Source organism: Arthrobacter sp. UCD-GKA, assembly GCF_001863355.1.
Taxonomy (GTDB): Bacteria; Actinomycetota; Actinomycetes; order Actinomycetales; family Micrococcaceae; genus Paeniglutamicibacter.
Genome location: NZ_MOLR01000005.1, coordinates 337,462 through 360,197, shown reverse-complemented (window position 1 = coordinate 360,197; position 22,736 = coordinate 337,462). Strand labels below are relative to the sequence as shown.

The following is a 22,736-nucleotide window of genomic DNA, read 5'->3' as shown; positions in this document are numbered from 1 at the left end:
ATTGACGCTTCGAGCGTTTAGGCTGGGATCGATGGCTAAGAATGTTGATGCGGCGCACGTCCTTGAGCGGTTCACCCCCGCGACGCGGGCCTGGTTCGAGGGAGCCTTCGCCGCGCCGACCCCCGCCCAGATCGGGGCCTGGGACGCGATTTCCACCGGCCAACACGCCCTGGTCGTTGCACCCACCGGTTCCGGCAAAACGCTCTCGGCATTCCTCGGGGCACTGGACTCCTTTGCCCGCACCGCCACCGAGATCCTGGACCCGGCGCTCCCGGGCCTGGAAACCACGGGTTCTCCCGGGGCCAAGGACAAGAAGACGGCCGGCAAATCCGGTGGCACCAAGGTGCTCTACATTTCCCCGCTCAAGGCCCTGGGCGTGGACGTGGAACGGAACCTGCGCGCCCCGCTGGTGGGCATCAAGGCCACCGCCGCGCACCTGGGCCTGGCGGTCCCGCAGGTCTCGGTGGGCGTGCGCTCCGGGGACACCCCGGCGAACGAGCGCCGCAAGCTGGTGACCAACCCGCCGGACATCCTGATCACCACCCCCGAATCGCTCTACCTGATGCTCACCTCCCGGGCCCGCGAGTCCCTGGTGGGCGTGCACACCGTGATCATCGACGAGGTGCACGCGGTGGCCGGGACCAAGCGCGGCGCCCACCTGGCGCTGTCCCTGGAACGCCTCGATAACCTGCTTCCCTCCCCGGCCCAGCGCATCGGGCTCTCGGCCACCGTCGAGCCGCGCGACGAGGTGGCCCGCTTCCTGGGCGGCACCGCCCCGGTGAGCATCATCGCCCCGCCGATCACCAAGACCTGGGAACTGAGCGTCCGGGTGCCCGTCGAGGACATGACCGACCTGCCCGCCGCAGCCGCCGCCCACGACCTGGGCCCGGGTTCCGGGCTGGCCCCGCAGGCCAGCATCTGGCCGCACGTCGAGGAACAGATCGTCGACTTGATCGAGGCGAACCGCTCCACCATCGTCTTTGCCAACTCCCGCCGGCTGGCCGAGCGGCTGACCGGGCGGCTCAACGAGATCCACGAAACCCGCCTCACCGGGACCGTCGCCGGGGCAGGCTTCGCCCCCAACGGGATCGGCTCCACCGGCGCCGAGATGACGGCCGGGACGCCCGTGGCCCGGGTGCAGCCGGGAACCGGGATGCCCGCGGCGATGATGGCGCAGGCCGGGACCACCGCCACCAGCACCCCCGATCCCGGGGACGGGGCCGTGGTGCCGCTGGCCCGCGCCCACCACGGTTCGGTGTCCAAGGAGACCCGGGCCAACATCGAGGACGACCTCAAGACCGGGGTGCTGCGCGCCGTGGTGGCCACCAGCTCCCTGGAGCTGGGCATCGACATGGGCCTGGTCGACCTGGTGATCCAGGTCGAGTCCCCGCCCTCGGTGGCCTCGGGCCTGCAGCGCGTGGGCCGGGCCGGGCACCAGGTCGGGGAAACCTCCACCGGCACCTTCTTCCCCAAGCACCGGGCCGACCTGCTCTCCACCGCGCTGACCGTCTCGCGGATGCGCGAGGGGAAGATCGAGAAGCTGCACATCCCGGCCAACCCGCTGGATGTCCTCGCGCAGCAAACCCTGGCCGCCTGCGCGCTGCAGGACCTGGGCGTCGAGGCCTGGTTCGAGACCGTGCGGCGCTCGGCCCCCTACGCCACGCTGCCGCGCGCCGCGTTCACCGCGACCCTGGAGATGCTTGCCGGCAAGTACCCCTCGGACGAGTTCGCCCAGCTGCGCCCCCGCCTGGTCTGGGACCGCGATGCGGGGGTGCTCACCGGACGGCCCGGCGCCCAACGCCTGGCCGTGATCAGCGGCGGGACGATCCCGGACCGCGGGCTCTTCGGCGTGTACCTGGCCGGGGCGGAGGATTCCGGGGCCAAGGGCGGGCGCCGGGTCGGCGAGCTCGACGAGGAAATGGTCTACGAATCCCGGGTCGGGGACGTGTTTGCGCTGGGGGCCACCAGCTGGAAGATCGAGGACATCACCCATGACCGGGTGCTGGTCTCCCCCGCCTTCGGACAGCCGGGCAAGCTGCCCTTCTGGAAGGGCGACACCCAGGGCCGGCCCGTGGAACTCGGCGCCGCGCTGGGCGCCTTCACCGCCCGGCTGGCCAACGCCACCGAGGAGGCCGCCCGCGCCGAGCTGGAGGACATCGGCCTGGATGCCTTCGCCGCGGGGAACCTGCGCAACTACCTCGGCGCGCAACAGCAGGCGACCTCCGTGGTGCCCAGCGACAAGACCCTGCTCATCGAGCGCTTCGTGGACGAGCTCGGGGACTGGCGGGTCATCCTGCATTCGCCCTTCGGGCTGCCGGTCCACGCGCCCTGGGCGCTGGCCGTCGGCGCACGGCTGCACGAGCGCTACGGACTGGACGGCTCGTCCATGGCCGCGGACGACGGGATCGTGCTGCGCGTCCCGGCCATGGACGACGAACCTCCCGGGGCCGAGCTGTTCGCCTTCGAGCCCGAGGAGATCGAGGACCTGGTCACCGCGCAGGTGGGCAACTCGGCCCTCTTTGCCTCGCGCTTCCGCGAATGCGCGGCCCGGGCCCTGCTGCTGCCACGCACCGACCCGTCCAAGCGCACCCCGCTGTGGCAGCAGCGCCAACGCAGCAAGCAGCTGCTGGACGTGGCACGGAAGTACCCGGACTTCCCGATCATCCTGGAAACCGTGCGCGAATGCCTCAACGACGTCTACGACCTGCCCGCACTCAAGTCCCTGCTGGGCGGCATCACCTCCCGGGCCATCGCGGTGCGCGAGGTCGCCACCCGCACGCCCTCCCCCTTCGCCCAGTCGCTGCTCTTCGGCTATGTCGCCCAGTTCCTCTACGAGGGCGACTCGCCGCTGGCCGAACGCCGCGCCGCGGCCCTGTCCCTGGACCCGGCGCTGCTCAACGAGTTGCTGGGCCGCACCGAGCTGCGCGAACTGCTCGACGCCCAGGTCATCGCCCGCACGCAGGACCAGCTGCAGCGCCTGTCCAAGGACCGCAGACTGGCCGGCTTGGAAGGCACCGCCGATCTGCTGCGGATGCTCGGCCCGCTGGATGCCGAGGCCGTGGCGGCCAGGCTGCTCCCCGAATCCGAGGATGCCACCGAGGCCGATGCCCTTCGGTCCGCGGCCGGGCACCTGGCCGCGCTGGTGCACGCCAACCGCGCGCTCGCCGTGCGCCTGGGCGGCAGGGAGCTGTTCGCGGCGATCGAGGATGCCCCGCGGCTGCGCGACGGGCTCGGGGTGCCGCTGCCGCACGGGGTGCCGCTGGCCTTCATCGAACCGGTCGCCGACCCGGTGGGGGATTTGGTCTCCCGTTTTGCCCGCACCCACGGTCCCTTCACGGCCGGGGACGTCGCGGCCGCGCTGGGCCTGGGCGTCGCGGTCGTCGTGTCCGTGCTGGAACGCCTGGTGGCCGATTCGCGGGTCATGGCCGGGGCGTTCCGGCCCGCCGAAATGCTCACCGGGCTCCCGGCGACCGGGGTCAATGCCACCGAGTATTGCGATGCCGGTGTCCTGCGGATGATCCGCACCAGGTCGCTGGCCGCCCTGCGCGCCGAGGTCGAGCCCGTGGACCAACAGACCTTCGCCCGCTTCCTGCCCGGCTGGCAGGGCATCGGTGCGGGGCTGCGCGGCATCGACGGGGTGCTGGCCGTGGTCGAGCAGCTGGCCGGGGTGCCGGTCCCGGCCTCCGCGCTGGAGTCCTACGTGCTGCCGGCCCGCGTGCGGGACTACCAGCCATGGATGCTCGACGAGCTCATGAGCGCCGGGGAGGTCCTGGTCTCCGGGGCCGGGGCGCTGGCCGGGACCGACGGGTGGATCGCCCTGCACACGGCCGAAAACGCGCCGTTGAGCCTGCCGTTTCCGGACACCTCCGCGCTGGGCCCGCTGGCTTCCCGGCTGCATGGGCTGCTGGGCTCCTCCGGCGCCCACTTCGTGCCGCAGCTGGCCGGGCTGCTGGCCCGCGAGCCGGGCGAACCGGGTCCGGAGCCCACGGGCGGCGCGGTGCTCGAGGCCCTGTGGGAACTGTTCTGGGCCTCGGCCGTCTCCCCCGACACCCTGGCACCGATCCGCCAGCTGGTCACCGGCGGCAAGAGCGCGCACCGCCTCCCCGCGCCGGCCCCGCGGGCGCGCACCGCCCGGCTGGGGCGCATGGCCATGCTGCGCGCTTCGAGCCCCGGGGCCCCCGTCGAGCTGACGGGACGGCGACCGGCACCGGAGGCGGCCACCGGGCGCTGGGCGGCGCTGCCGGCACCGCTGAACGACCCCACCATCCGGGCGCACGCCGCCGCGGAGTTCCTGCTGGAGCGCTACGGGGTGGTGACCCGCGGCTCGGTCGCCGCCGAAGCGGTGCCCGGCGGCTTCGGGCAGCTCTACCGGGTGCTCGGGAGGCTCGAGGAGGCCGGGCACACCCGCCGCGGCTACTTCGTCGAGCGGCTGGGCGCCGCCCAGTTCTCCACCTCCGCAACCATCGACCGGCTGCGCACCCTGGTGCGGGAGCCCGGGCACGGGCAGTTGCCCACAGCCCTGGGGCTGGCGGCCACCGACCCGGCCAACCCCTACGGGGCGGCGCTGGGCTGGCCCGAGTCCGCCGGCGGGCACCGTCCCGGGCGCAAGGCCGGGGCCCTGGTGGTGCTGCTGGACGGGGCCTTGGCCCTGTATGTGGAACGCGGCGGCAAGACCGTGCTGGGCTTCGGCCCCCTGGTCCCGGACACCGAATCCGCCGGCGCCGAGGCAGCGGTGCTCGATGCGGTGGCCGTGGAACTGGTGGCGGTGCTGCGCCGGGCCGGGACGGTGAAGCTGGGTATCGAGAAGGTCAACGGCTCCCCCGTCAACGATTCGCCGCTGGGGGCGGCGCTGCGCCGCGCCGGGTTCTATTCGACCCCTAGTGGACTGCGGTTTAGGAGCTAGTAATTTGGGGCTTTTTCACCCGCCGTTGCCCGGCACCGGCTAGGCTAGGTGACTAGGGTCACCTGAATACTTGGGCAGGTGAACCCCGTCTAGCGAGTTAGGTGGTTTTGGCGATGCCCGAAGGGGACACAGTTTTTCGCACGGCCCGTCGATTGGAGGCCGCGCTGGGGGGCAAGGCGTTGAGCCTGAGCGACTTCAGGGTGCCCGCCCACGCGACCTTGTCGCTGGTGGATTGGATGGTCGAATCCGTCGTCTCGCGCGGCAAGCATCTGCTGATCCGCACCCGCCCGCCGTCGCGGGTTTCCGCCCCGCCGCTGAGCATCCACTCGCACCTGCTGATGGAGGGCCACTGGGACGTCTACGCCACCGGCGAGCGCTGGCGCTCCCCGGCGTTCAAGGCCCGTGCCGTGCTGGGCAACCCGGCCTTCACCGCGGTGGGCTTCGAGCTCGGGTTCCTGCACGTGCTGCGCACCACCGACGAGGTCGAGGTCATCGGGCACCTGGGCCCCGATCCGCTGGGGCACTCCTGGGACCCGGCCGAGGCGGTGCGCCGGCTGCTTGCGGCCCCCGAACGGCCGATCGGGCTGGCGCTGCTTGACCAGCGGCTGATCTGCGGGCTGGGCAACGTGTACCGCTCCGAGCTACTCTTCGTGGCGCGGGTGCACCCGCGCACCCCGGTGGGCGAGGTCGAGGACCTGGGCCACCTGGTGGATCTGGCCCACCGGCTGCTGAACGCCAACAAGGACCGCGCCCGGCGGGTGACCACCGGCGCGGACGGGATGAACCCCTACTGGGTCTACGGCCGTGCCGGGCAGGCCTGCCTGCGCTGCGGGGAAGCCCTGCAGAAGGAGTCGATGGCCGAATCGACGCGCAGCGCCGAACGCGACGTGTTTTTCTGCGCCTCCTGCCAGGGATCCTACGTGCCTTCCGGGGAAGGGGCCCGCTAGCCGCGGGAACGGGCCACGGCGGCCGAGGAGGCCATGCACCCGTGAAAGACTGGTGTGCATGGCCATGATCTCTCCCCTGCCCGTACGCAACGGCGTCAATGCAACCCGCCTGCGTGTGCCCTCACACGGCCAGTGGGCGACGGTGTGCGAGTACATGTTGCACCGCTTCGGGCACGTCGACGCGGCGGGCATCACCCGGCGCTTCCGCAACGGCGAGGTGGTCGGCCTCGACGGGGTCGTACTGGACGAGCACACCCCGCTGGGCGGCCACGAGTTCATTTGGTACTACCGCAACCTGCCGGCCGAGGAGCCCATACCCTTCACCGAGACGATCCTTCACCACGACGAGCACCTGCTGGTCATCGACAAACCGCACTTCCTGCCCACCACCCCGGGCGGGCGGTTCATCCAGGAATCGGCACTGGTGCGGCTGCGCAACCGGACCGGCAACCCGGAGCTGATCCCCATGCACCGTCTGGACCGTGCGACCGCGGGGATACTGCTGTTCTCCACCAACCCGGCCACGCGCGGGGCTTACCAGACGCTCTTCGAACGCCGCGAGATCTCCAAGACCTACGAGGCCGTCTCCGCGCTCGAGCCGGTGGCGGGACGCCCGGCCGGCGAGGTGCTTGGCCTCGGCGGGCTGGGCGGAAGCGCCGAGGAACGCAGCGGCAACGCGATTGACGGGACGGCGGGGCCGGGCAACCACCTACTGTCCCCGGACGAATTGGAGGCCCGCCTCGACGCCCTGGCCGCGGACCCGCTGGTGTACCGGAACCGGATGAGCAAGATCAAGGGGCAGCTGCGCTCACTGGTCGAGGAGGGCGAGCCCAACGCCGAATCCCTGGTCGAGCTGCTGGGCACCGGCACCTCGGCCGGGCACTTTTCCGGGGCGAAGGTGGCCAGGTTCAGGCTGCGCCCGCACTCCGGCAAGACCCACCAGCTGCGCGTGCACCTGGCCGCATTGGGCCTGGGGATCCTCAACGACCCGTTCTACCCGACGCTGCTGGATCTGGCCCCCGACGACTACGCGCGCCCGCTGCAACTGCTGGCCCGCAGCATTTCCTTCAACGACCCGATCACCGGGTTGCCGGTGAGCTACACCTCGAAGCTGGAACTGGCCGAATCCCCCGCCTGACACCAGGCAAACGGCCACCGCTTTCCGCCGGTGGGGCGGCATTCATGGCGCAACTCACCTGCGGACGCGGGCGTGCGGGCGTGGGAATCGGGCATCCGCTCGGGGTTGTTCGGTACGCTGGTAGCCATCCGATGGGCCGGTGCACCACGGGCAGCACAGCGCGAAGAAGGGACTGAACATGAGCAATTCCAATACCAGGACCTCCTCCTCGTCAACGAACCCGCCCAACACGGCCCCGGAACAACCTGCCAAGGCCCCGGCACCGGCACCGGCACCGGCACCGGCACCGGGCAAGGATTCGGGCAAGGATCCCGCCGCCTCCGGCATCACGCCGGCGAAGAGCCCCTCAGCACCCCAAGCCGAAGCCCCCAAGACTGCCCCGCACGGCCCGACCGACCTGGTCCGCGCCGCCGGGGAATCCGCACCGGCTGCCCGCACCGACCGGGTCTCCGAGCGCATCGCCCACCCGGTTCCCCATCGCACCGTTCCCGAGCCCGGCTCCGTCGACGAGGTGCTCAACTCCCCCGCGGCATCGGCCGCTGCCCAGTCCCCGCTGCGCCACCTGACCGACAAGCATGCACCGGCAGCCAAGGCCGCCGACGAGCAGCCCGAACGAACGGTCTCCGGGGGATTCTCCGGAATCAACAACTGGCTCGATTCGATGCCCGAACCCGATTGGGAAGCCCTGGGCGACAAGATCTACGCGGCCCCCAGGACCTTCAAGGCCCGCTGGCAGCAACGGCGCATTGAACGGGCCAAGGCCGCCGAACTCAAGGAACAAGACCGGTTGCTCGAGGTCGCCCGCGCCGAGGCAAAGGCCGAGGCGGCCAAGCGCGAGGCCGTGCGCCTGGCCCACCAGGCCAAGCTGGAAGCCGCAGCACACCAGGCCGCCGAGGCAAGGATCGCGGCGCAGGAGCAGGCCGAGGCCCGCGCCCGGGCCGCCGAAGCGGCCCGGAACAAGCCAATGGCTCCGCCCCCCGAAGTGCTTCCGGCCTTCGAAATGCCCGAGGCCGACCAGGCGCCGGACGCCGAGGTGACAATTGCCGGCACGGGGACCCCGGTGGCCTGGGTTCCGGCCCCGCAGGTGGATCCGGAGCAGCTGGCCGCGCTGGTTGCCAGCGCCAAGGCCGCGATCGACCACCAGCAGGCCACCGCCGAACCGGTGTACGTGGCCCCCTACGCCCTGCCCGAATTCGAACCCAACCCGGCCGAGGAACCGACCGACCTGCGCCGCAGGATCGCCGGCAGCTCCGCGGCACTGGCGGCAGCAGTCCTGTCGCTCACCGCCTTGGATACGCTGTCCTCCGGCAGAGTCGAGTCCCTGGGCTCCAATTACTCGATGCTGTCCCTGGCCCCCACCGCGCACCTGGTGTGGCCCGTCATCTTCGTCTGGGCCCTTTTGGGTGCCGCCTACTCGTGGGCTCCCTCGCAACGTTCGGCGGTGCGGCAGCGCGTGGTCGGCTATCCGTTTGCGCTGGCCTGCGTGGCCTCCGGGCTGTGGATGCTCAGCGCCCTGAACGATTGGCAGTTCCCGGCGCTCGTGTGCGCCGCGGCCAGCTGCTGGTTCCTGTTCACCGCGGTGCGCGGACTGAACGCCAAGACCGCCCGCACCCGGCGCGAACGCATGCTCACCGACGCCCCCGTCAGCCTGATGACCGGTTTCAGCTTGGTCGTGCTGGCATCCACCGTTACCAACCTGCTGGCGTCCTGGGGCGCCGGCGGCGGGGTGGGCATCTGGGTCGCCACGCTGCTGGTACCCGCGGCGGGCTACGCGGCCATGTCGCTGTCGATGACCGAACGCGGGCGCATCATCCTGGCCATCGGCTTTGGCTGGGGCATGTTCTGGATCCTGGTGCCCCGGGTGCTGGGGACCAGCAACTCCATCTGGGTGGCCATCCTGGCCGGCATGGCCGGGTTCGTGGTCCTGCTGGCCACCGAGAACCGGCGCTACCAGATCCACCATGCCGAGCACCGGGCCGCCCGCGGCAAGTCCACGGACTTTTCCTGACCTTCCTGGCCCGGGGTCAGGGGCGCCGCAGGGCGATCCAGCGTCCCTTGGTGCGGCGCAGCACCACCAGCTTCTCGGTCACCGCCACGGTTTCCACCGCGGCGCGCATGGCCGCCGCCGAGGAAACGGCTCGCGCATCCGGGTTCCCGTCCTCTTCCACGGTGTAGCGCACCGTGATGCGCGGGACCCCAGCCACGACGTCGAGCTGGTTCGCATCCACGTGGTGGCCGATTGCCAGCGAGGCCACCGCGGTGTCCATGACCGATTCGGGCAGGTGCCCGGGCCGCAGCCCCATGATGTTCAATTGCGCGCGATAGGAAGGCATGCAAACAAGCCTAGCGGCGCGATCCGGGTGCCGTCGCCGCACCCCGGGGCCCGAAGCCACCGGTCGCAAAGGTGGGACACTGAAACCATGAATGCAGCAGAAGAATTCACGCAGTGGCGCCGGATGCGCAATGAAGGCCTGGCCGCTCCCTTCGGGTGGCTCTCGCTGAGCAGCTACCAATGGATCCCCGCGGATCCCGGCCACCTGGACCTGGTCCCCGGCACCTGGAGCGCCGACGCATCCGGAGCGAGCGCCGGCTTCGCGGCAGCCGAATCGGTCACCACCCCGGACGGCGACCCGGTGTCCGGAACCCTGGAAAAGTCCCTGCACGAGGACGAGTCGATGCACTTCGTCCGCCACGGCGACACCCTGGTGGAGCTGGGAGTGCGCGGCGGACGCTACATGATCCGCACCCGCGAGCGCACCCACCCGCGGCTGAAGGCCTTCTCCGGGGTTCCGGCCTTCGACCACGATGCGCGCTTCGTCGTGGCCGGGCACTTCACGCCCTTCCACTCCCCGAAGGTAGTCCCGGTCGACAGCTTCCGGGCCGACACCACGCTGAAGGCAGAGCTGGTCGGCGAGGTCGCCTTCACGCTCGCCGGACACACCGCGTCCTTGGCCGCGACGCAGAACGCCGACGGCGCGCTGACCCTGGCCTTCAGGGACACGACCAACGGGGAGCAGACCGCGCCCTGGCGCTTTGTCACGGTCCCGGCCCCCGGTGCCGACGGTTCGGCCACGATCGACTTCAACCGCACCTTGAACTATCCCATGGCTTTCTCGCCCTTCGCGGTGTGCCCCGCCCCGGTGCCGGGCAACCGGCTCGGGATCGCGGTGCGCGCCGGGGAAAAGCTGCCGCACTAGAGCTGCCGGGCCGATGGCCCCGGCAGCGGTCGCGGTGTTTCCTACTTCGGGCCCATGCGGATGGCGCCGTCAAGGCGGATGGTTTCGCCGTTGAGCATCTGGTTGGCCACAATGTGTTCCACCAGGGCCGCGTATTCGGCCGGTTTGCCCAGGCGTGCCGGGTGCGGCACCTGGGCGCCCAGCGAGGCCTGCGCCTCGGCGGAGAGCGAGGCCATCATCGGGGTCTCAAAGATGCCCGGGGCGATGGTCATGACCCGGATGAAGTGGCGGGCCAGCTCGCGGGCCAGCGGCAGCGTCATCGCGGCCACCGCGCCCTTCGACGCCGCGTAGGCGGGCTGGCCGATCTGCCCGTCGAAGGCGGCGACCGAGGCGGTGTTGATGATGACCCCGCGTTCTTGCGTGCCGGTGGCCGGGTCCACGAGCGGCTCGGTCGCCGCCATGGCCTCGGCCGCCAGCCGCACCACGTTGAAGGTGCCGGTGAGGTTGATGGCGATGACCTTTTCGAAGGTGGACAGCGGTAGCACGCCTTCCCGTCCCAGCACCTTTCCCGGGGTGGCGACCCCGGCGCAGTTGACCACGATGCGCAGGTTCCCCATTTCCCCGGCCGCGGCAATGGCCGCCGTGACCTGGGATTCGTCGGTGACATCGGCGGCCACGAAGCTGGCCCGCTCCCCCAGTGCGGCCGCGGCTGCATCGCCGTTGGAGGAGGGCAGGTCCACCAGCAGCACGTGGGCCCCGGCGTCGTAAAGCACCCGGGCGGTGGCGGCCCCGAGGCCCGAGGCGCCTCCGGTGACCAGTGCGACTGAGTCGGTGATGAGCATGCTGAAATTCCCTCCATAGTGTTGCCGGCGGCCGCCAATTGGGTTAGGGGCCATTAACTCACTCCAGCGTAGGCGAGCCGGCTCCCGGACAAAAGGGGTGGTGCGACAGTCCTTGCGGCCGCCACAGTGGCCGTAGACTGCACAAATGGGGCGCTTCATCTTGATATCCACGCGGGAACACGACCTGGCCACTTCCGACGAGGTGCGCGGGGTGCTGGCCGCCAGCGGGCTGGCCGCCGATGCCCTGCGGGTCATCCGGCTCGACCGCGAGCCGCTGGGCCCGGTCGACGAACTGGGGCTGGGGGACTGCCCGGGCATCATCCTGGGCGGCAGCCCGTTCAATGCCTCGGACCATCCGTCGGTGAAATCCGCGACGCAGAAGCGCTGCGAGGCGGATCTGTCCAGGCTGCTCGATGTGCTGGTGGCCGAGGACTTCCCGTTCCTGGGTGCCTGCTACGGGGTCGGCACGCTGGGAATCCACCAGGGCGGAACGATCGACACCCACTACGGCGAGCCAGTGGGCACCTCGCGGATCCGGCTCACCCACGAGGGGCGGATCGATCCGTTGCTGGCCGGGCTTCCCCAGGAGTTCGACGCCTTCGTGGGCCACAAGGAAGCTGTCTCCGTGCTCCCCGCCTCGGCTGTCCTGCTGGCGGACTCGGCGGCCTGTCCCGTGCAGATGTTCCGCGTCAAGACCAACCTCTACGCCACCCAGTTCCATCCCGAGCTCGACCCGATGGGGTTGGCCCAGCGCATCCTGATCTACCGGGATGCCGGCTACTTCCCGCCGCACGAGGCCCAGCGCCTGCACGATGCGGCCCTGGGCTCGCGCGTGGAGTGGCCCGCACTGATCCTGCACAACTTCGTGCAGCGCTACGGGGCCGAACGCTAGACGATCCCCTGCCCGGCCTCGAGCCGGGCCACGTAGTCGGCGATCTTCCTGCGCCGGGTCTCGACGCCCTTGACGGTGTGCAACCTGTAGTAGATGGCGAAGCGCTCACTGGCACCGAGGGTTGCCAGCATGTCCCGTGCCCGGGGAGATCCGGACACCGCCTCGAGGAAATCGGCCGGAAGCTGCGCCGAGGCCTGCCCCGCATAGGCGTCCTCCCACCTCCCGTCGGCCTTGGCCGCCTGGACCGCGGCGGTCCCCGCAGGTTCCATCAAGCCGGCGGCCTCCAGCCGCTGGATGTGTTCCACGTTCCTGGCGGACCACTTGCTGCGCGCGGTGCGCGGGGTGAACCTGTTGGTGAAGCTGTGCTCGTCGCGCCCGTTGCGCTGGCCGTCGATCCAGCCGAAGCACAGTGCCTCGTCCAGCGCCTGGGCGTAGGTGAGGCTCGTGGTGGTTCCGCCCTTCTTGTGCAGCACCACGCGGACCCCGGGGTGGTCCGCGTGGTGCTCGGCGAGCCATTGGCGCCAAGCCGCGGCGTCGGGGAGCAGGAGTTCTTCCAGAAGGATTGCCATGGCACCAATCCCACCACGCCAGGCCGCGTTGGCGCCACCGCAGGCGCCACCGTCGGCGCCCCTTCACAAATCATTGCTAACTTGCTAGCATCCCTTGCATGGCAACGAACGAGGACGCATCCAGTCCCAAAATCCAGTTCAACGTCTATTTGCCCGCCGCCCTGGTGCGGCGGGTGAAGCACGCGGCCATCGACGATGAAGCAAGTCTGTCGGCCTTTGTCGAAAAGGCGCTGGAACACTACCTGGAGGATCACTGATGCTGCGCGTCCGCCCCACCCTGCACACCCCGCACGTAGCGCAGTGGGCACGGCTGCTCACCGCGCTGGGCCTTCGGGAAATGCCGGTGCTGCCGGCCAACCTTGCCGCGCCCGGCACCGTGCAGCGCTGCTATGCCGCCGATGCGGGCCGCATCCTGCTGCAGGACTCCGCCACGTTTCACACCGAGCTGGTCTTCGAGGTCCGCGACCTGGAGAAATTCGCGCAGTGGACCATCGGCGACGGAACCCCCGTGACGATGCTGCCGGCACCCCACGGCGACGGCCCCCGGGCACAGGCGCGGATCACGGCCCCGGACGGGCTGTCCTTCACCGCACTCGCGGTGGATCCGCTGGCCACCGAGGGAACACCGCCGGACACGGCAGGCGCCGACGGGCAGCTGGCGGTCCTGGCACTGTGGAACACCCCCGATGTGCCCGGTGCCCAGGCAACCCTGGCCAACATCGGGGCAAAACCCGACACCTTCTCCCACGAAGGCGCTTGGGCGCAGTACCGGGCCAAGCACGGCGGCCTCGTCGCGGCACACGCCGGCCAGGATCCCCGGGTCGAGCTGTCCCTCGAATATTCCGGGAAGCTGGAAGCCTTGGCCGGCCAGCTGCCTTCCGCCGGCTTCGAGTCGCAGCTGGTGGACGAGACCTACGGGCGCACCCTGCTGGTGGAGCACCCCGACGGCGGATCGTTGTGGATCAACGAACGCCGGCGGGACCTGTACGGATACACGCGGCACTGATGCCGCCGAAGCCGGGGACCGGTTCCGGGGCACCGAGGGGAATAGCCCGGGCGGCACGCCGGTTGGCACCCGACATGAGCAAACTCTTTACGCCGGTCACCCTGGCCGCCCCGACGGGCCCCGGCCTTCGCCTGCGCAACCGCACGGTGCTGGCCCCGATGTGCCAGTACTCCGTCACCCAGCACGACGGGGTGCCGCACGCCTGGCACCTGGCGCACCTCGGCGCCCGGGCCGCCGGCGGCTTCGGGCTGGTGTTCACCGAGGCCACCGCCGTGGCCGCCGCGGGCCGGATCAGCGACGCGGACACCGGCATCTGGAACGACGCCCAGGGAAGCGCCTGGGCACCGATCGTCGACTTCATCCATTCCCAGGGCGCGGCCGCAGGCATCCAGCTGGCGCACGCCGGAGCCAAGGCCTCCACCCACCCTTGGCTGCCGGGCCCCATCGCCGCCGGGGAAACCGGGAACCTGCCGGTGCCCGGCCGCGGCTGGGAAACCGCCGGCCCCTCGGCCACGGACGCCTTCGGGCTGGTCCCGGCCACCGCGATGTCCACCGGGCAGATCGCCGCCTCGGTCCGGGACTGGGCCGAGGCGGCAACCCGCGCCGACGCGGCAGGATTCGATGTTGCCCAGATCCACGCCGCCCACGGGTACCTGGTCCACGAGTTCCTTTCCCCGCTGGCCAACACCCGCACCGACGAGTACGGCGGAAGCTACCAGAACCGCACCCGCTACGCCCGCGAGGTCATCACCGCGGTGCGGGCCGCCTGGCCGGCGCACAAGCCGCTGGCAATCCGCTTCTCCGGGGACGACTGGGTCGAGGGCGGGTGGCGGATCGCCGACACCGTGCGCCTTGCCGCCGAGGCCTTCGAGCTGGGCGTCACGGCCTTCGACCTCTCCAGCGCCGGGATCGGCAAGTACCACGGGCCCTCCGGCCCGGGTTTCCAGGTGCCGCTGGCCGCGGCCGTGAAGCAGGCGGTCCCCGGGGCCTTCGTGACCGCGGTGGGCATGATCAACGATCCCTCGCAGGCCGAGCAGGTGCTGGTGGCGGGTTCCGCCGACGGGATCTCGATCGGCCGGGCGGCGCTGAAGAACCCGAACTGGCCGGCGGTTGCCGCCGCCGCACTGGGCTCGGCCCGCGACGCGGTGCCCTTCGCCCCGCAATACTGGCGCGCCCACTGGTAGGAGCGCCGGGAACGCGCCAGGGCGCGGGCCCTCCGGTTTGTCCCGGATGGCCCGCGCCCTGGCGCGTTGGTGCCGAAAATCGGTTGCGCCGGCCCTAGCCGCGCAGGTCCTTGCCCACCGATTCGGGCAGCTTGTAGACGGTTACCGCCGTGATCAGCAGCAGGACGATGGCGTAGATCGCGAAGACCGTTCCGCCGACGGAGTGCCCGAACCAGGCGTTGAACCCGGCCTGCAGGAAAGCCGCGGTGCCGCCGAAGGCCGCCACGCAGATGGCGTACGGGATGGCCACGCCGATGGTGCGGATTGCGGTGGGGAAAAGCTCGGCATACACGGCCGGGACGATCGAGGCGGAGGCCGCGATGAAGACGAGCATCACCGACATCGCGATGAACAGCTGCCAGGCCTCGCCGCGTACCAGGGAGGACATCGGGAACTGCATGACGGCGGCTCCCAGGGCCGAGATCAGCAGGACCGGGCGGCGGCCGATGCGGTCCGAAAGCTTTCCCCAGAACGGCAGCACGGCCATGAACACCAGGTTCGCGGCGACTCCGGTCCACAGCGCGGTGGCCGGGTCCATCTTCATGTTGGCGATCGCGTAGGCGGGGGTCGAGACGGACCAGATGTAGTAGACCACGGTCAGCCCGACGGTCAGGCCGATGACCTGCAGCGCCTGGCGCCAGTTGGCCAGGATCTGGGAGACCACCGAGGGGCCCTGGGTGCCGTGCGCGGCCTTGGCCGACTTCTCCTCCTCGAACTGCTTGGTCTCCTTCAGGCGCGAACGCATGATCAGGGTGTACAGGCCCATGAGCGCGCCGACGGCGAAGGGAATGCGCCAGCCGAAGGCGCCCATCTGTTCCTTGCTCAGCGTCACGGTCAGGATCGCGCCGAGCAGGGTGCCGGCCACGATGCCCGCGGTGCCGGAGAAGTACATCAGCGTGGAGTAGAACCCTCGCTTCGGGGCCGGGGCCACCTCGGCGAGGTAGGTCTGCGCGCTGGGCATCTCGCCGCCGTGCGCCAGGCCCTGCAGCAGGCGGGCCACCAGCAGGATCAGCGAGGCGCCGGCTCCGATGCTCCCATAGGTCGGGGTGACCGCGATGATCAGCGAGCCGACCGAGGCCAGGCCCACGGCCATGGTCATGGCCGCCTTGCGGCCGACCTTGTCGCCGATCAGGCCGAAGAAGGCCCCGCCGAAGGGGCGGGCCACGAAGCCGACGGCGAAGATCGCCATGGTCGCCAGGAACGCGGAGGTCGGGTCGGCCTTGGAGAAGAGCTGGCCGGAGATGAAGGAGGCGAACGTGGCGTAGATGGCCCAGTCGAACCATTCCACGGCGTTGCCCGCGCCGATGCCCAGCAGGGTCTTGAAGGTGGACTGGCCCGGTGTCCCGTGCGGGGACGGTGCCGCGGCGTGCTGGGGCCGGACGGTGGTCTGGGGGCTGCCGGCCGGGGCCAGCTCTTCCTTGATGCTCATGGGAGTGTTTCCTGGGTTCTGTGTGGGAGGGGAACGGGGGGGGTTAGCGTGTTGCCAGGGAAGCGAGCTTGGCGGTGGCCAGCTGCGTGTAGAGCGCGGTACCGCGGCCCAACACCGAATCATCGAAACGTGCATACGGGGAGTGGTTGTACTCCGCCGCGTCCGCATCCACGCCGGGGGCCAGCGCGGACAGGAAAACAAAGGCACCGGGAACCTCGTTGAGCACCCGGGAGAAATCCTCGGACCCGGCCAGCGGGCTGGCCATGGTGGTGAAGGACCCGGTGCCGAAAAGCTCGTGCACCGCATCGGCGGCGAAACGGGTCTCGGCCTCGGTGTTGATCGTGGTGGGGTACTCGGTGCGGTATTCGACATCGATCTCCAGCCCGTGGGCCCGGGCGATCCCCTCAAGCAGCGCGGGGACCGCGGCCTGCAACTTCTCGTGCGCGGCATTGCTGAAGGAACGGATGGTTGCCTCGAAGTAGGCGGTTTCGGGGATGATGTTGCGCACCGTCCCGGCGCGCAGCACGCCCACGGAAACGACCACCGGATCGAAGATGTCGAATTGGCGGGTGACCATGACCTGCAGGGCCGTGACCATTTCCGCGGCCGCGGTGACCGGGTCCTTGGCGGCAAAGGGCGCGGAGCCGTGCCCGCCGGCGCCGCGCACCGTCACGAAGAGCCCGTCGGAAGCACTCATCATGGTTCCGGGCTTGGCGGTGAAGACACCGGTGGATCCCATTGAGCTCATCACGTGCAGGCCGAAGGCCGCATCGACCTTCCTGCCGCTGGCCTCCAGCACGCCTTCGCGGACCATGTGGCCCGCACCGTCCCAGCCTTCCTCGCCGGGCTGGAACATCAGAACCACGTCCCCGGGCAGGGACTCGCGGCGCTCGGCGAGCAGGGTGGCCGCGCCGGCCAGCATCGCGGTGTGCAGGTCGTGGCCGCAGGCGTGCATGGTGTCCCCGGTCTGCGAAGCGAACTCGACACCCGATTTCTCGGTCAGCGGCAGCCCGTCCATGTCCCCCCGCAGCAGCACCGCGGGGCGCTCGCCGGCGGGGGCGTTCGATGCCCCGCCGCGCAGCACCGCTGCCACCGAGGTGAGGTCCTGGCCCAGGGAAATCTCGAAGCCGAGGGGCTCGAGCCACTGCAGGACCCGTTCCTGGGTGCGCGGCACTTGCAGCCCGACCTCGGGCTCGCGGTGCAGCGCGTGGCGCAGGCGGACGATCTCGGGGGCGAGTTCCCGTGCGTCCTGCAGGATGGCGGTGGTGGTGCTCATGCCCTGTGGTCCCTTCCTTCATTCCGTCGCCCACCCGGTGGTGAGTTGTGTCACTTTCGATAGTGGGGCCCGGGAAGGATAATGGATGAAGATTCAAAGATAATTGCGCAGGATGGCCTTCAAACTGCGAAAATGTGCACGGTTGAAAAAAGGGGTTCCATGGAGCTGCCGGTCGAGGACCTGCAATTGGTGAACGCGCTGCAGATCGCACCGCGGGCAAGCTGGGCCGAGCTGGGGACGATCCTTGGCCGGCACCCGGCGACGCTGTCGGCGCGTTGGAACCGGCTGCGGGAGGACCGCATGGCCTGGGTGCTGGGGCACCTGGGCGGCCACCCGGAACAACATTGCACGGCATTCATCGAGGTCGTGGCCGACCCGGCCCTTGTTCAGGAGGCTCGGCAGGACCTCTGCGCCATCTCGGAGGTGCTCACCGTGGATGACGCGACTAGCAGCGCCGACTTCCGGCTCACCTGCCTGGCCGCGGATTGGCTGGGCATGGCCCGGGAGGTGCTTCCGCGCATCCGCGCCGCCCGCGGCGTCAGGCGCACCAAGGTCTCGCTGTGCACCAAGCTTTACGCGACAGGAAACGTGTGGCGCCTGGATGTGCTTTCCACCGCACAGCAGGCGCAGCTGCAGCGCCTGAGCCATCCGCCCTCGGCCGCCCCGACGCTGATTCCCGACACGTTCTGGCCCATGCTGCGGGTGCTGATGCGCGACGGCCGGGCCACCGCCTCGGAGATCGCCCAGGCCACCGGACAGCATCCCTCGACCACGGGCCGGGCCCTGAAGACCGCCTTGGAAACCGGGATGGTGACGTTGCGCTGCGAACTGGCCAGCCACTACACCGGCTACCCGCTCACGGTCCAGTGGTTTGCGAAGGTCCCGGCCGGCGCCGCGGATGCCGTGGCAGCGTTCCTGCGCGAACAGCGAACGCTGCGGCTCTGCGCCTCCACCACGGGGGCAGCGAACATGACGTTCATGATGCAGCTGCGCACCGCGGCGGACATCGCCGATGTGGAGGCCCGGTTGGCCCAAGCGGTGCCCGGGGTCGACATCATCGAGGCATGCGTGGGCGTGCACTCGTTCAAGCGCATGGGCTGGATGCTCGATCCCGATGGCAGGCCCACCGGGGAGGTCGTCACCTGAGGTTCGGCGCGTTGGGATCCGGTGCCGTTCCGCGGCGCCGGTGAACACGGCCATGGGGCCGGGCAAGCCCGCGGCCCGGCATCACACGCCATCGGCGGGGCAGTCACCATGGACACCCCCACAAACAACAATGCCTCCGAATCCGGGTAGCAGCCGCGGATCGAAGGCACGTCGATGGAGCAGGGTCTAGTGCGCGTGCACCTCGACCTCGGCCGGGTCCTTGGCCTTGGTCAGGAAGAGGGCAAGGACGACCATGCCCGCGGCGCAGATCGAGGCCACCGTGAATCCGGCGGAGAACCCGTTGATCTGGGCCTGGATCGGATCGATCCCGGCCTCGGCCCCGGCGCCGATGCGCGAGGCCAGGACCCCGACCAGCAGGGCCGTGCCTGCTGCTCCGCCGAGCTGCTGCAGGGTGGACAGCACGGCCGAACCGTGGGAGTGCAGTGAATGCGGCAGCGGGTTCAGCGCGGTGGTGAAGGCCGGGGTGAAGATCAGGGCCAGGGCCAGCGACATGGTCAGGTGCAACCCGATGATCACGCCGATGGCCGTCTCGGCGCCCAACAGGCGCGAGTAGCCAAAGAGCACCCCGGTCAGGATCACGGTGCCGGGGATCATCAGCGGGCGCGGACCCACCTTGTCGAAGAGCCGCCCCACGAACGGCGCCAGCAGGCCCATGAGCAGCCCGCCGGGCAGCAGCATCAACCCGGTGGCCAGGGTGTCGAGCCCGCGCACGTTCTGCAGGTACAGGGGCAGCAGGATGATGACCCCGAACAGCGCCACCATCGCCAGCACCATCAGCGACAACGACAGCGTGAACGGCCGGTAGGTGAAGGTGCGCAGGTCAAGCAGCGCATGGTCCTTCTTTTGCAGGCGCAGCTGCAGCATCGTGAAGACCACCAGGGCCATCACCGCAATGACGAGGACGACCAGCGTCTCGGCATCCAGCCCGTTGGCCGAGAGCCTGCTGAGCCCGAAGACCAGGCCGCCGAAGGCCGGGACGGACAGGATCACCGAGGGGACCGACAGCGGCATCTTCGAGGCCTCTGCGACCTTGTTCAATCGCGGCGCACCGATGAACAGGGCGGCCAGCGCGATGGGGGCGACGATGAGGAACATGTAGCGCCACGACAGCGAATGCAGGATCAGCCCGGAGATCGTCGGACCGATGGCCGGGGCCACGGAAATCACGATCGACACGTTGCCCATGATGACCCCGCGCCTGTTGGCCGGCACCAGGTCAAGGATGGTGGTCATCAGCAGCGGCATCATGATCGCGGTGCCGGAGGCCTGGATCACGCGGGCGGCGAGCAGCAGGGAAAAGCCCGGGGCCGCGGCGGCAAGGAGCGTACCCAGGGAGAACAGGCCCATGGCCAGCATGAACACCCCGCGGGTGCTGAAGCGCTGGAGCAGGAAGCCTGTGGCGGGGATGACCACGGCCATGGTGAGCATGAAGATCGTCGCAAGCCACTGGATGGCTTCCTCGCTGACCTGGAACTCGTGCATGAGCACCGGCAGCGCCACGTTCATGATGGTTTCGTTCAGGATCACCACGAAAGCGGAAACGATCAGCACCGTGATGGTGGCCAAATCCTTGGGGTTGAGTTTGGTGCTGGTCTCGGTCACGGGCGTGGCCTCTTCCATGGGTGTTGGAATGGTATTTTTCAGAACATTTCATTCTAGCGTCAGGGAACGTCAGATGATTCCCTGAAAACGAAAACATGTCCGGGATTACACAACACGGCCGCCGACGTGGCCCGGCGGCGTCTCGATGGGCGAAGATGGGAACATGAACGTTCGCACTCCGGATCCCTATCCCGGCTGGTTGTCCGATGAAGACCTCTACGAGGCCCGCGCCCGGTTGCCCATGCTTTACATCGAAGCCATCCCGGTGCGCCTGGATCCGCTCGGCTATGTCACGGAGATCGGCCTGCTGCTCACCGCCGATCCCGAGGGCAGGATGCTGCGCACCTTCGTCTCGGGCCGGGTGATGTACCGCGAGACCATCCGTGCGGCACTGACCCGCCACATCGAGAAGGACCTGGGGCCCATGGCGATGCCGCAGCTGCCGCCCAGCCCAGCCCCCTTCACCGTGGCCGAATATTTCCCGTCCCCGTCGGAGACCGGGTTGACCGACGAACGGCAGCACGCCGTGGCACTGGCCTACATCGTGCCGGTCCGCGGGGAGTGCTCCCCGCGCCAGGACGCACTGGAACTGACCTGGTTGACGCCCGAGGAGGCGCTGAGCCCGAACATCCAGGAGGAGTTCGCCGGGGGCCGGGAGAACCTGGTCCGCCAGGCCCTGGCCCATGTGGGGCACGTCGGCTAAAGTGCAGCACCGTCCCTAGCGGCGTTCGAGTCGGCCGGCCAGGATCGCCTGGCCGGGTCCGATCAGTTCCGCGGTGATGCCGCGGCGCCCCGCCATCGCCATGAGCAGCGCCTCGCCGGTGCCCGCCAACTCGGGGCCCTTGCCATGGGCGAAATCCAGGTCGGTTGCCACGAGGCGCAAGCCGCGGATCCATCGCCAGGGCGCGAGCCGCGGGTTGCCCGGGGTCATTGCGAGCACCCGCAGCAGCCGTTCCTCGGGGATCTGCCGTTCCATCCCCAACGGTCGCCTGATGTCTTGGTGGTGGATCATGCCGTCGGACAGTCCGATCTTCCCGCCCAGGCCGGCGGCCAAACCGCTCGGGCGGGCATGGGCGCGGAGGTTGGCCAGCAGCTCGGCGGTGGTGGCGTCCTTCATGGCGTCGACTCCAACCTGGTTGGCGCGCACCACCCGGCCCTTGGCGAAGCGTCGCAGCAAGCCCAGGGCACCGAGGTCGTCGTAGGAAACCACGTGCGCCACCACGTCGCGCACGCGCCAACCGGTACACGAGCTCGGCGCGTCCCATTGATCGTCGGCAAGGCCTTCCAGGAAATCGGCGAGGTCGGTTCTTTCGGCCTGGGCCAGGTCCATGTCGTTCATGGGGCCATTCTTCCACCACTCCGGCGACGGCTGGAACGGCGCAGGGAGCCTGCTACGCCTTCTCGGGCATCAGCCTGCGCCGCAGCCAGGATCCGTAAAGCGCACCGAGCAGCACCACCAGCATCCCCACGAGGGCGCCGATGATGGTCTCCAGCATCCGGTCGTAGAGGAGCACCGTGTTGAGCCCGGTCCCGAAGGAAACGCCTACCAAGGCCAGCGGAGTGACGAAGATCTGGGCCAGGAAATAGTTGCGGGCGATGAACATCTCGGCCGCAAACTGCAGCAGCCCGATCATCGCCAGCAGCACCCACACGGGAGGCGCGAAGGCGATCACGGCCGCCATCAGCACCAGCCCGGTCAGGGTCCCGAGGATACGGTGGACGCCGCGGCGCACACGGTGCCGGGTGGTGTGCCCCACCAGCGGAACCACGGCCGCCACCATGGCCCAGTAGCTGTGCCCGGTGGACAGCGCCGGGGCCAACAGGTTCGCGATGGCACCGGCCAGCCCCGCGGCGAGCAGGTACATCAGCGCCTCGATCCAGATGGCCAGGCGCACCGGTTTCGAAAGCGGCGCCGGGGCCGTGTACCGGCCCCACGACGCCCCCTTGACGAACACGATTCCGGAGAAACCCAGCACAATCGACAGCAGCACCGCGGCGGTGGCCGCTGCCATCGATTCCGCCGGCGGCGGCTGGTGCGGCATCGAGGCAATGGCGGCGAAAGCGAAGATGTGGAAGAGCGAGCCGCCGGGACGCAATTGCAGGTACCCGGTGACGACCGAGCAGATCCCCGACACCACGGTGGTGAGCCCCACGACCATCCACGCGCTCGCCGCCACGTCGTCGTGGTCGACGAGGTAGTGCGAGGCAAGTGCCGCGGCCAGGATCACCACCAGGAACAGGCCCCCGGCCTTTGCCTGGGCCGCCAGCCGGTTCGCGTAGCCCGGCACCCGGCCATAGACCCCGGTGAAGGCGCCGAAGATCACGAACACCATCAAATCCAGCCGGTCGATGGCCAGCAAGCCGAAGAGCGGGACGAAGATCCCCACGGCCGTGCGCAGCGCGATCCACTGGTCGTTGTTGGCCGGGCCCAGCGTCAACAGGCTTCCGAAATTGTTGGTGCCCATGGTTTCCTTTGGTCGTTGCTTGCGTTGCTTGTGGCCCCGAGCCGCTGCCGGCCGGATGCCGAGATCGGCACCCACGGATTAACGCTACGCCTTGTCACGCG

Annotated in this window: 19 protein-coding genes; 11 read left to right on the top strand and 8 right to left on the bottom strand. The window is 69.8% G+C overall.

From position 1 onward, the window contains the following. Positions 1-31: 31 nt before the first annotated feature. From BLJ79_RS11150 to BLJ79_RS11135, 4 genes are all read left to right on the top strand, one after another. Positions 32-4,903: an ATP-dependent helicase gene (locus BLJ79_RS11150; RefSeq protein ID WP_071214800.1), complete on the top strand. Its 4,872-nt coding sequence runs from the start codon at positions 32-34 to the stop codon at positions 4,901-4,903. Between the two features lie 113 nt (positions 4,904-5,016). Next, the gene (locus tag BLJ79_RS11145) at positions 5,017-5,850 is read left to right on the top strand and encodes a DNA-formamidopyrimidine glycosylase family protein (RefSeq protein WP_071214799.1); all 834 of its coding nucleotides are present in this window, start codon (positions 5,017-5,019) and stop codon (positions 5,848-5,850) included. Positions 5,851-5,914: 64 nt separating this feature from the next. Then, positions 5,915-6,988, top strand: coding sequence for a pseudouridine synthase (locus BLJ79_RS11140; protein ID WP_286135368.1), 1,074 nt, complete (start codon positions 5,915-5,917; stop codon positions 6,986-6,988). Positions 6,989-7,166: 178 nt separating this feature from the next. Further along, positions 7,167-8,996, top strand: coding sequence for a TspO-related membrane protein (locus tag BLJ79_RS11135; RefSeq protein WP_071214797.1), 1,830 nt, complete (start codon positions 7,167-7,169; stop codon positions 8,994-8,996). Between the two features lie 16 nt (positions 8,997-9,012). On the opposite strand, the gene BLJ79_RS11130 is transcribed toward BLJ79_RS11135, so the two are convergent. Beyond that, the gene (locus tag BLJ79_RS11130; RefSeq protein WP_071214796.1) at positions 9,013-9,321 is read right to left on the bottom strand and encodes a hypothetical protein; all 309 of its coding nucleotides are present in this window, start codon (positions 9,319-9,321) and stop codon (positions 9,013-9,015) included. Positions 9,322-9,408: 87 nt separating this feature from the next. On the opposite strand from BLJ79_RS11130, the gene BLJ79_RS11125 reads away from it, so the two are divergent. Continuing rightward, positions 9,409-10,185, top strand: coding sequence for a DUF1684 domain-containing protein (locus BLJ79_RS11125; RefSeq protein WP_071214795.1), 777 nt, complete (start codon positions 9,409-9,411; stop codon positions 10,183-10,185). A gap of 41 nt (positions 10,186-10,226) precedes the next feature. Here BLJ79_RS11125 and BLJ79_RS11120 read toward each other — a convergent pair whose 3' ends face one another. Next, positions 10,227-11,006, bottom strand: coding sequence for an SDR family NAD(P)-dependent oxidoreductase (locus BLJ79_RS11120; RefSeq protein ID WP_071214794.1), 780 nt, complete (start codon positions 11,004-11,006; stop codon positions 10,227-10,229). Between the two features lie 145 nt (positions 11,007-11,151). Between BLJ79_RS11120 and BLJ79_RS11115 the strand changes: the two genes are divergently transcribed. Then, positions 11,152-11,898 carry a glutamine amidotransferase gene (locus BLJ79_RS11115; RefSeq protein WP_071214793.1) on the top strand — a complete coding sequence of 249 codons (747 nt, stop codon included), beginning with the start codon at positions 11,152-11,154 and terminating at the stop codon, positions 11,896-11,898. Here the strand turns inward: BLJ79_RS11115 and BLJ79_RS11110 are convergent. Then, positions 11,895-12,467 (bottom strand): YdeI/OmpD-associated family protein, encoded by a 573-nt coding sequence (locus BLJ79_RS11110; protein ID WP_071214792.1) that lies wholly within the window; start codon positions 12,465-12,467, stop codon positions 11,895-11,897. The genes BLJ79_RS11115 and BLJ79_RS11110 overlap by 4 nt on opposite strands. Positions 12,468-12,565: 98 nt before the next feature. On the opposite strand from BLJ79_RS11110, the gene BLJ79_RS11105 reads away from it, so the two are divergent. The 3 genes from BLJ79_RS11105 (at position 12,566) to BLJ79_RS11095 (ending at position 14,657) form a co-directional block, all read left to right on the top strand. After that, positions 12,566-12,724, top strand: coding sequence for a ribbon-helix-helix domain-containing protein (locus tag BLJ79_RS11105; RefSeq protein WP_071214791.1), 159 nt, complete (start codon positions 12,566-12,568; stop codon positions 12,722-12,724). Next, positions 12,724-13,473 carry a hypothetical protein gene (locus BLJ79_RS11100; RefSeq protein WP_071214790.1) on the top strand — a complete coding sequence of 250 codons (750 nt, stop codon included), beginning with the start codon at positions 12,724-12,726 and terminating at the stop codon, positions 13,471-13,473. Before BLJ79_RS11105 ends, BLJ79_RS11100 begins: the two co-directional genes overlap by 1 nt. Before the next feature lie 74 nt (positions 13,474-13,547). Continuing rightward, on the top strand, positions 13,548-14,657 hold the full coding sequence (locus BLJ79_RS11095; protein ID WP_071214789.1) for an oxidoreductase: 1,110 nt from the start codon (positions 13,548-13,550) through the stop codon (positions 14,655-14,657). A 94-nt stretch (positions 14,658-14,751) separates the two neighbouring features. On the opposite strand, the gene BLJ79_RS11090 is transcribed toward BLJ79_RS11095, so the two are convergent. Next, positions 14,752-16,125 (bottom strand): MFS transporter, encoded by a 1,374-nt coding sequence (locus tag BLJ79_RS11090; RefSeq protein ID WP_083411213.1) that lies wholly within the window; start codon positions 16,123-16,125, stop codon positions 14,752-14,754. Between the two features lie 43 nt (positions 16,126-16,168). Further along, positions 16,169-17,401 carry a M20 metallopeptidase family protein gene (locus BLJ79_RS11085; protein WP_071214788.1) on the bottom strand — a complete coding sequence of 411 codons (1,233 nt, stop codon included), beginning with the start codon at positions 17,399-17,401 and terminating at the stop codon, positions 16,169-16,171. A gap of 159 nt (positions 17,402-17,560) precedes the next feature. Here BLJ79_RS11085 and BLJ79_RS11080 point away from each other — a divergent pair, with 159 nt between their 5' ends. Next, the gene (locus tag BLJ79_RS11080; protein ID WP_083411212.1) at positions 17,561-18,547 is read left to right on the top strand and encodes an Lrp/AsnC family transcriptional regulator; all 987 of its coding nucleotides are present in this window, start codon (positions 17,561-17,563) and stop codon (positions 18,545-18,547) included. Between the two features lie 186 nt (positions 18,548-18,733). Here BLJ79_RS11080 and BLJ79_RS11075 read toward each other — a convergent pair whose 3' ends face one another. Beyond that, entirely contained in the window at positions 18,734-20,170 is a 1,437-nt protein-coding gene (locus tag BLJ79_RS11075) for an MDR family MFS transporter (RefSeq protein ID WP_071214906.1), read from the bottom strand. A gap of 163 nt (positions 20,171-20,333) precedes the next feature. Here BLJ79_RS11075 and BLJ79_RS11070 point away from each other — a divergent pair, with 163 nt between their 5' ends. Continuing rightward, complete coding sequence (locus tag BLJ79_RS11070) at positions 20,334-20,873, top strand: NUDIX hydrolase family protein (RefSeq protein WP_071214786.1); 540 nt, start codon at positions 20,334-20,336, stop codon at positions 20,871-20,873. 15 nt (positions 20,874-20,888) lie between these two features. Here the strand turns inward: BLJ79_RS11070 and BLJ79_RS11065 are convergent, their stop codons facing one another. After that, positions 20,889-21,509 (bottom strand): maleylpyruvate isomerase family mycothiol-dependent enzyme, encoded by a 621-nt coding sequence (locus BLJ79_RS11065; RefSeq protein WP_071214785.1) that lies wholly within the window; start codon positions 21,507-21,509, stop codon positions 20,889-20,891. Positions 21,510-21,561: 52 nt separating this feature from the next. After that, positions 21,562-22,635 (bottom strand): FUSC family protein, encoded by a 1,074-nt coding sequence (locus tag BLJ79_RS11060; protein WP_071214784.1) that lies wholly within the window; start codon positions 22,633-22,635, stop codon positions 21,562-21,564. Positions 22,636-22,736: the final 101 nt, after the last annotated feature.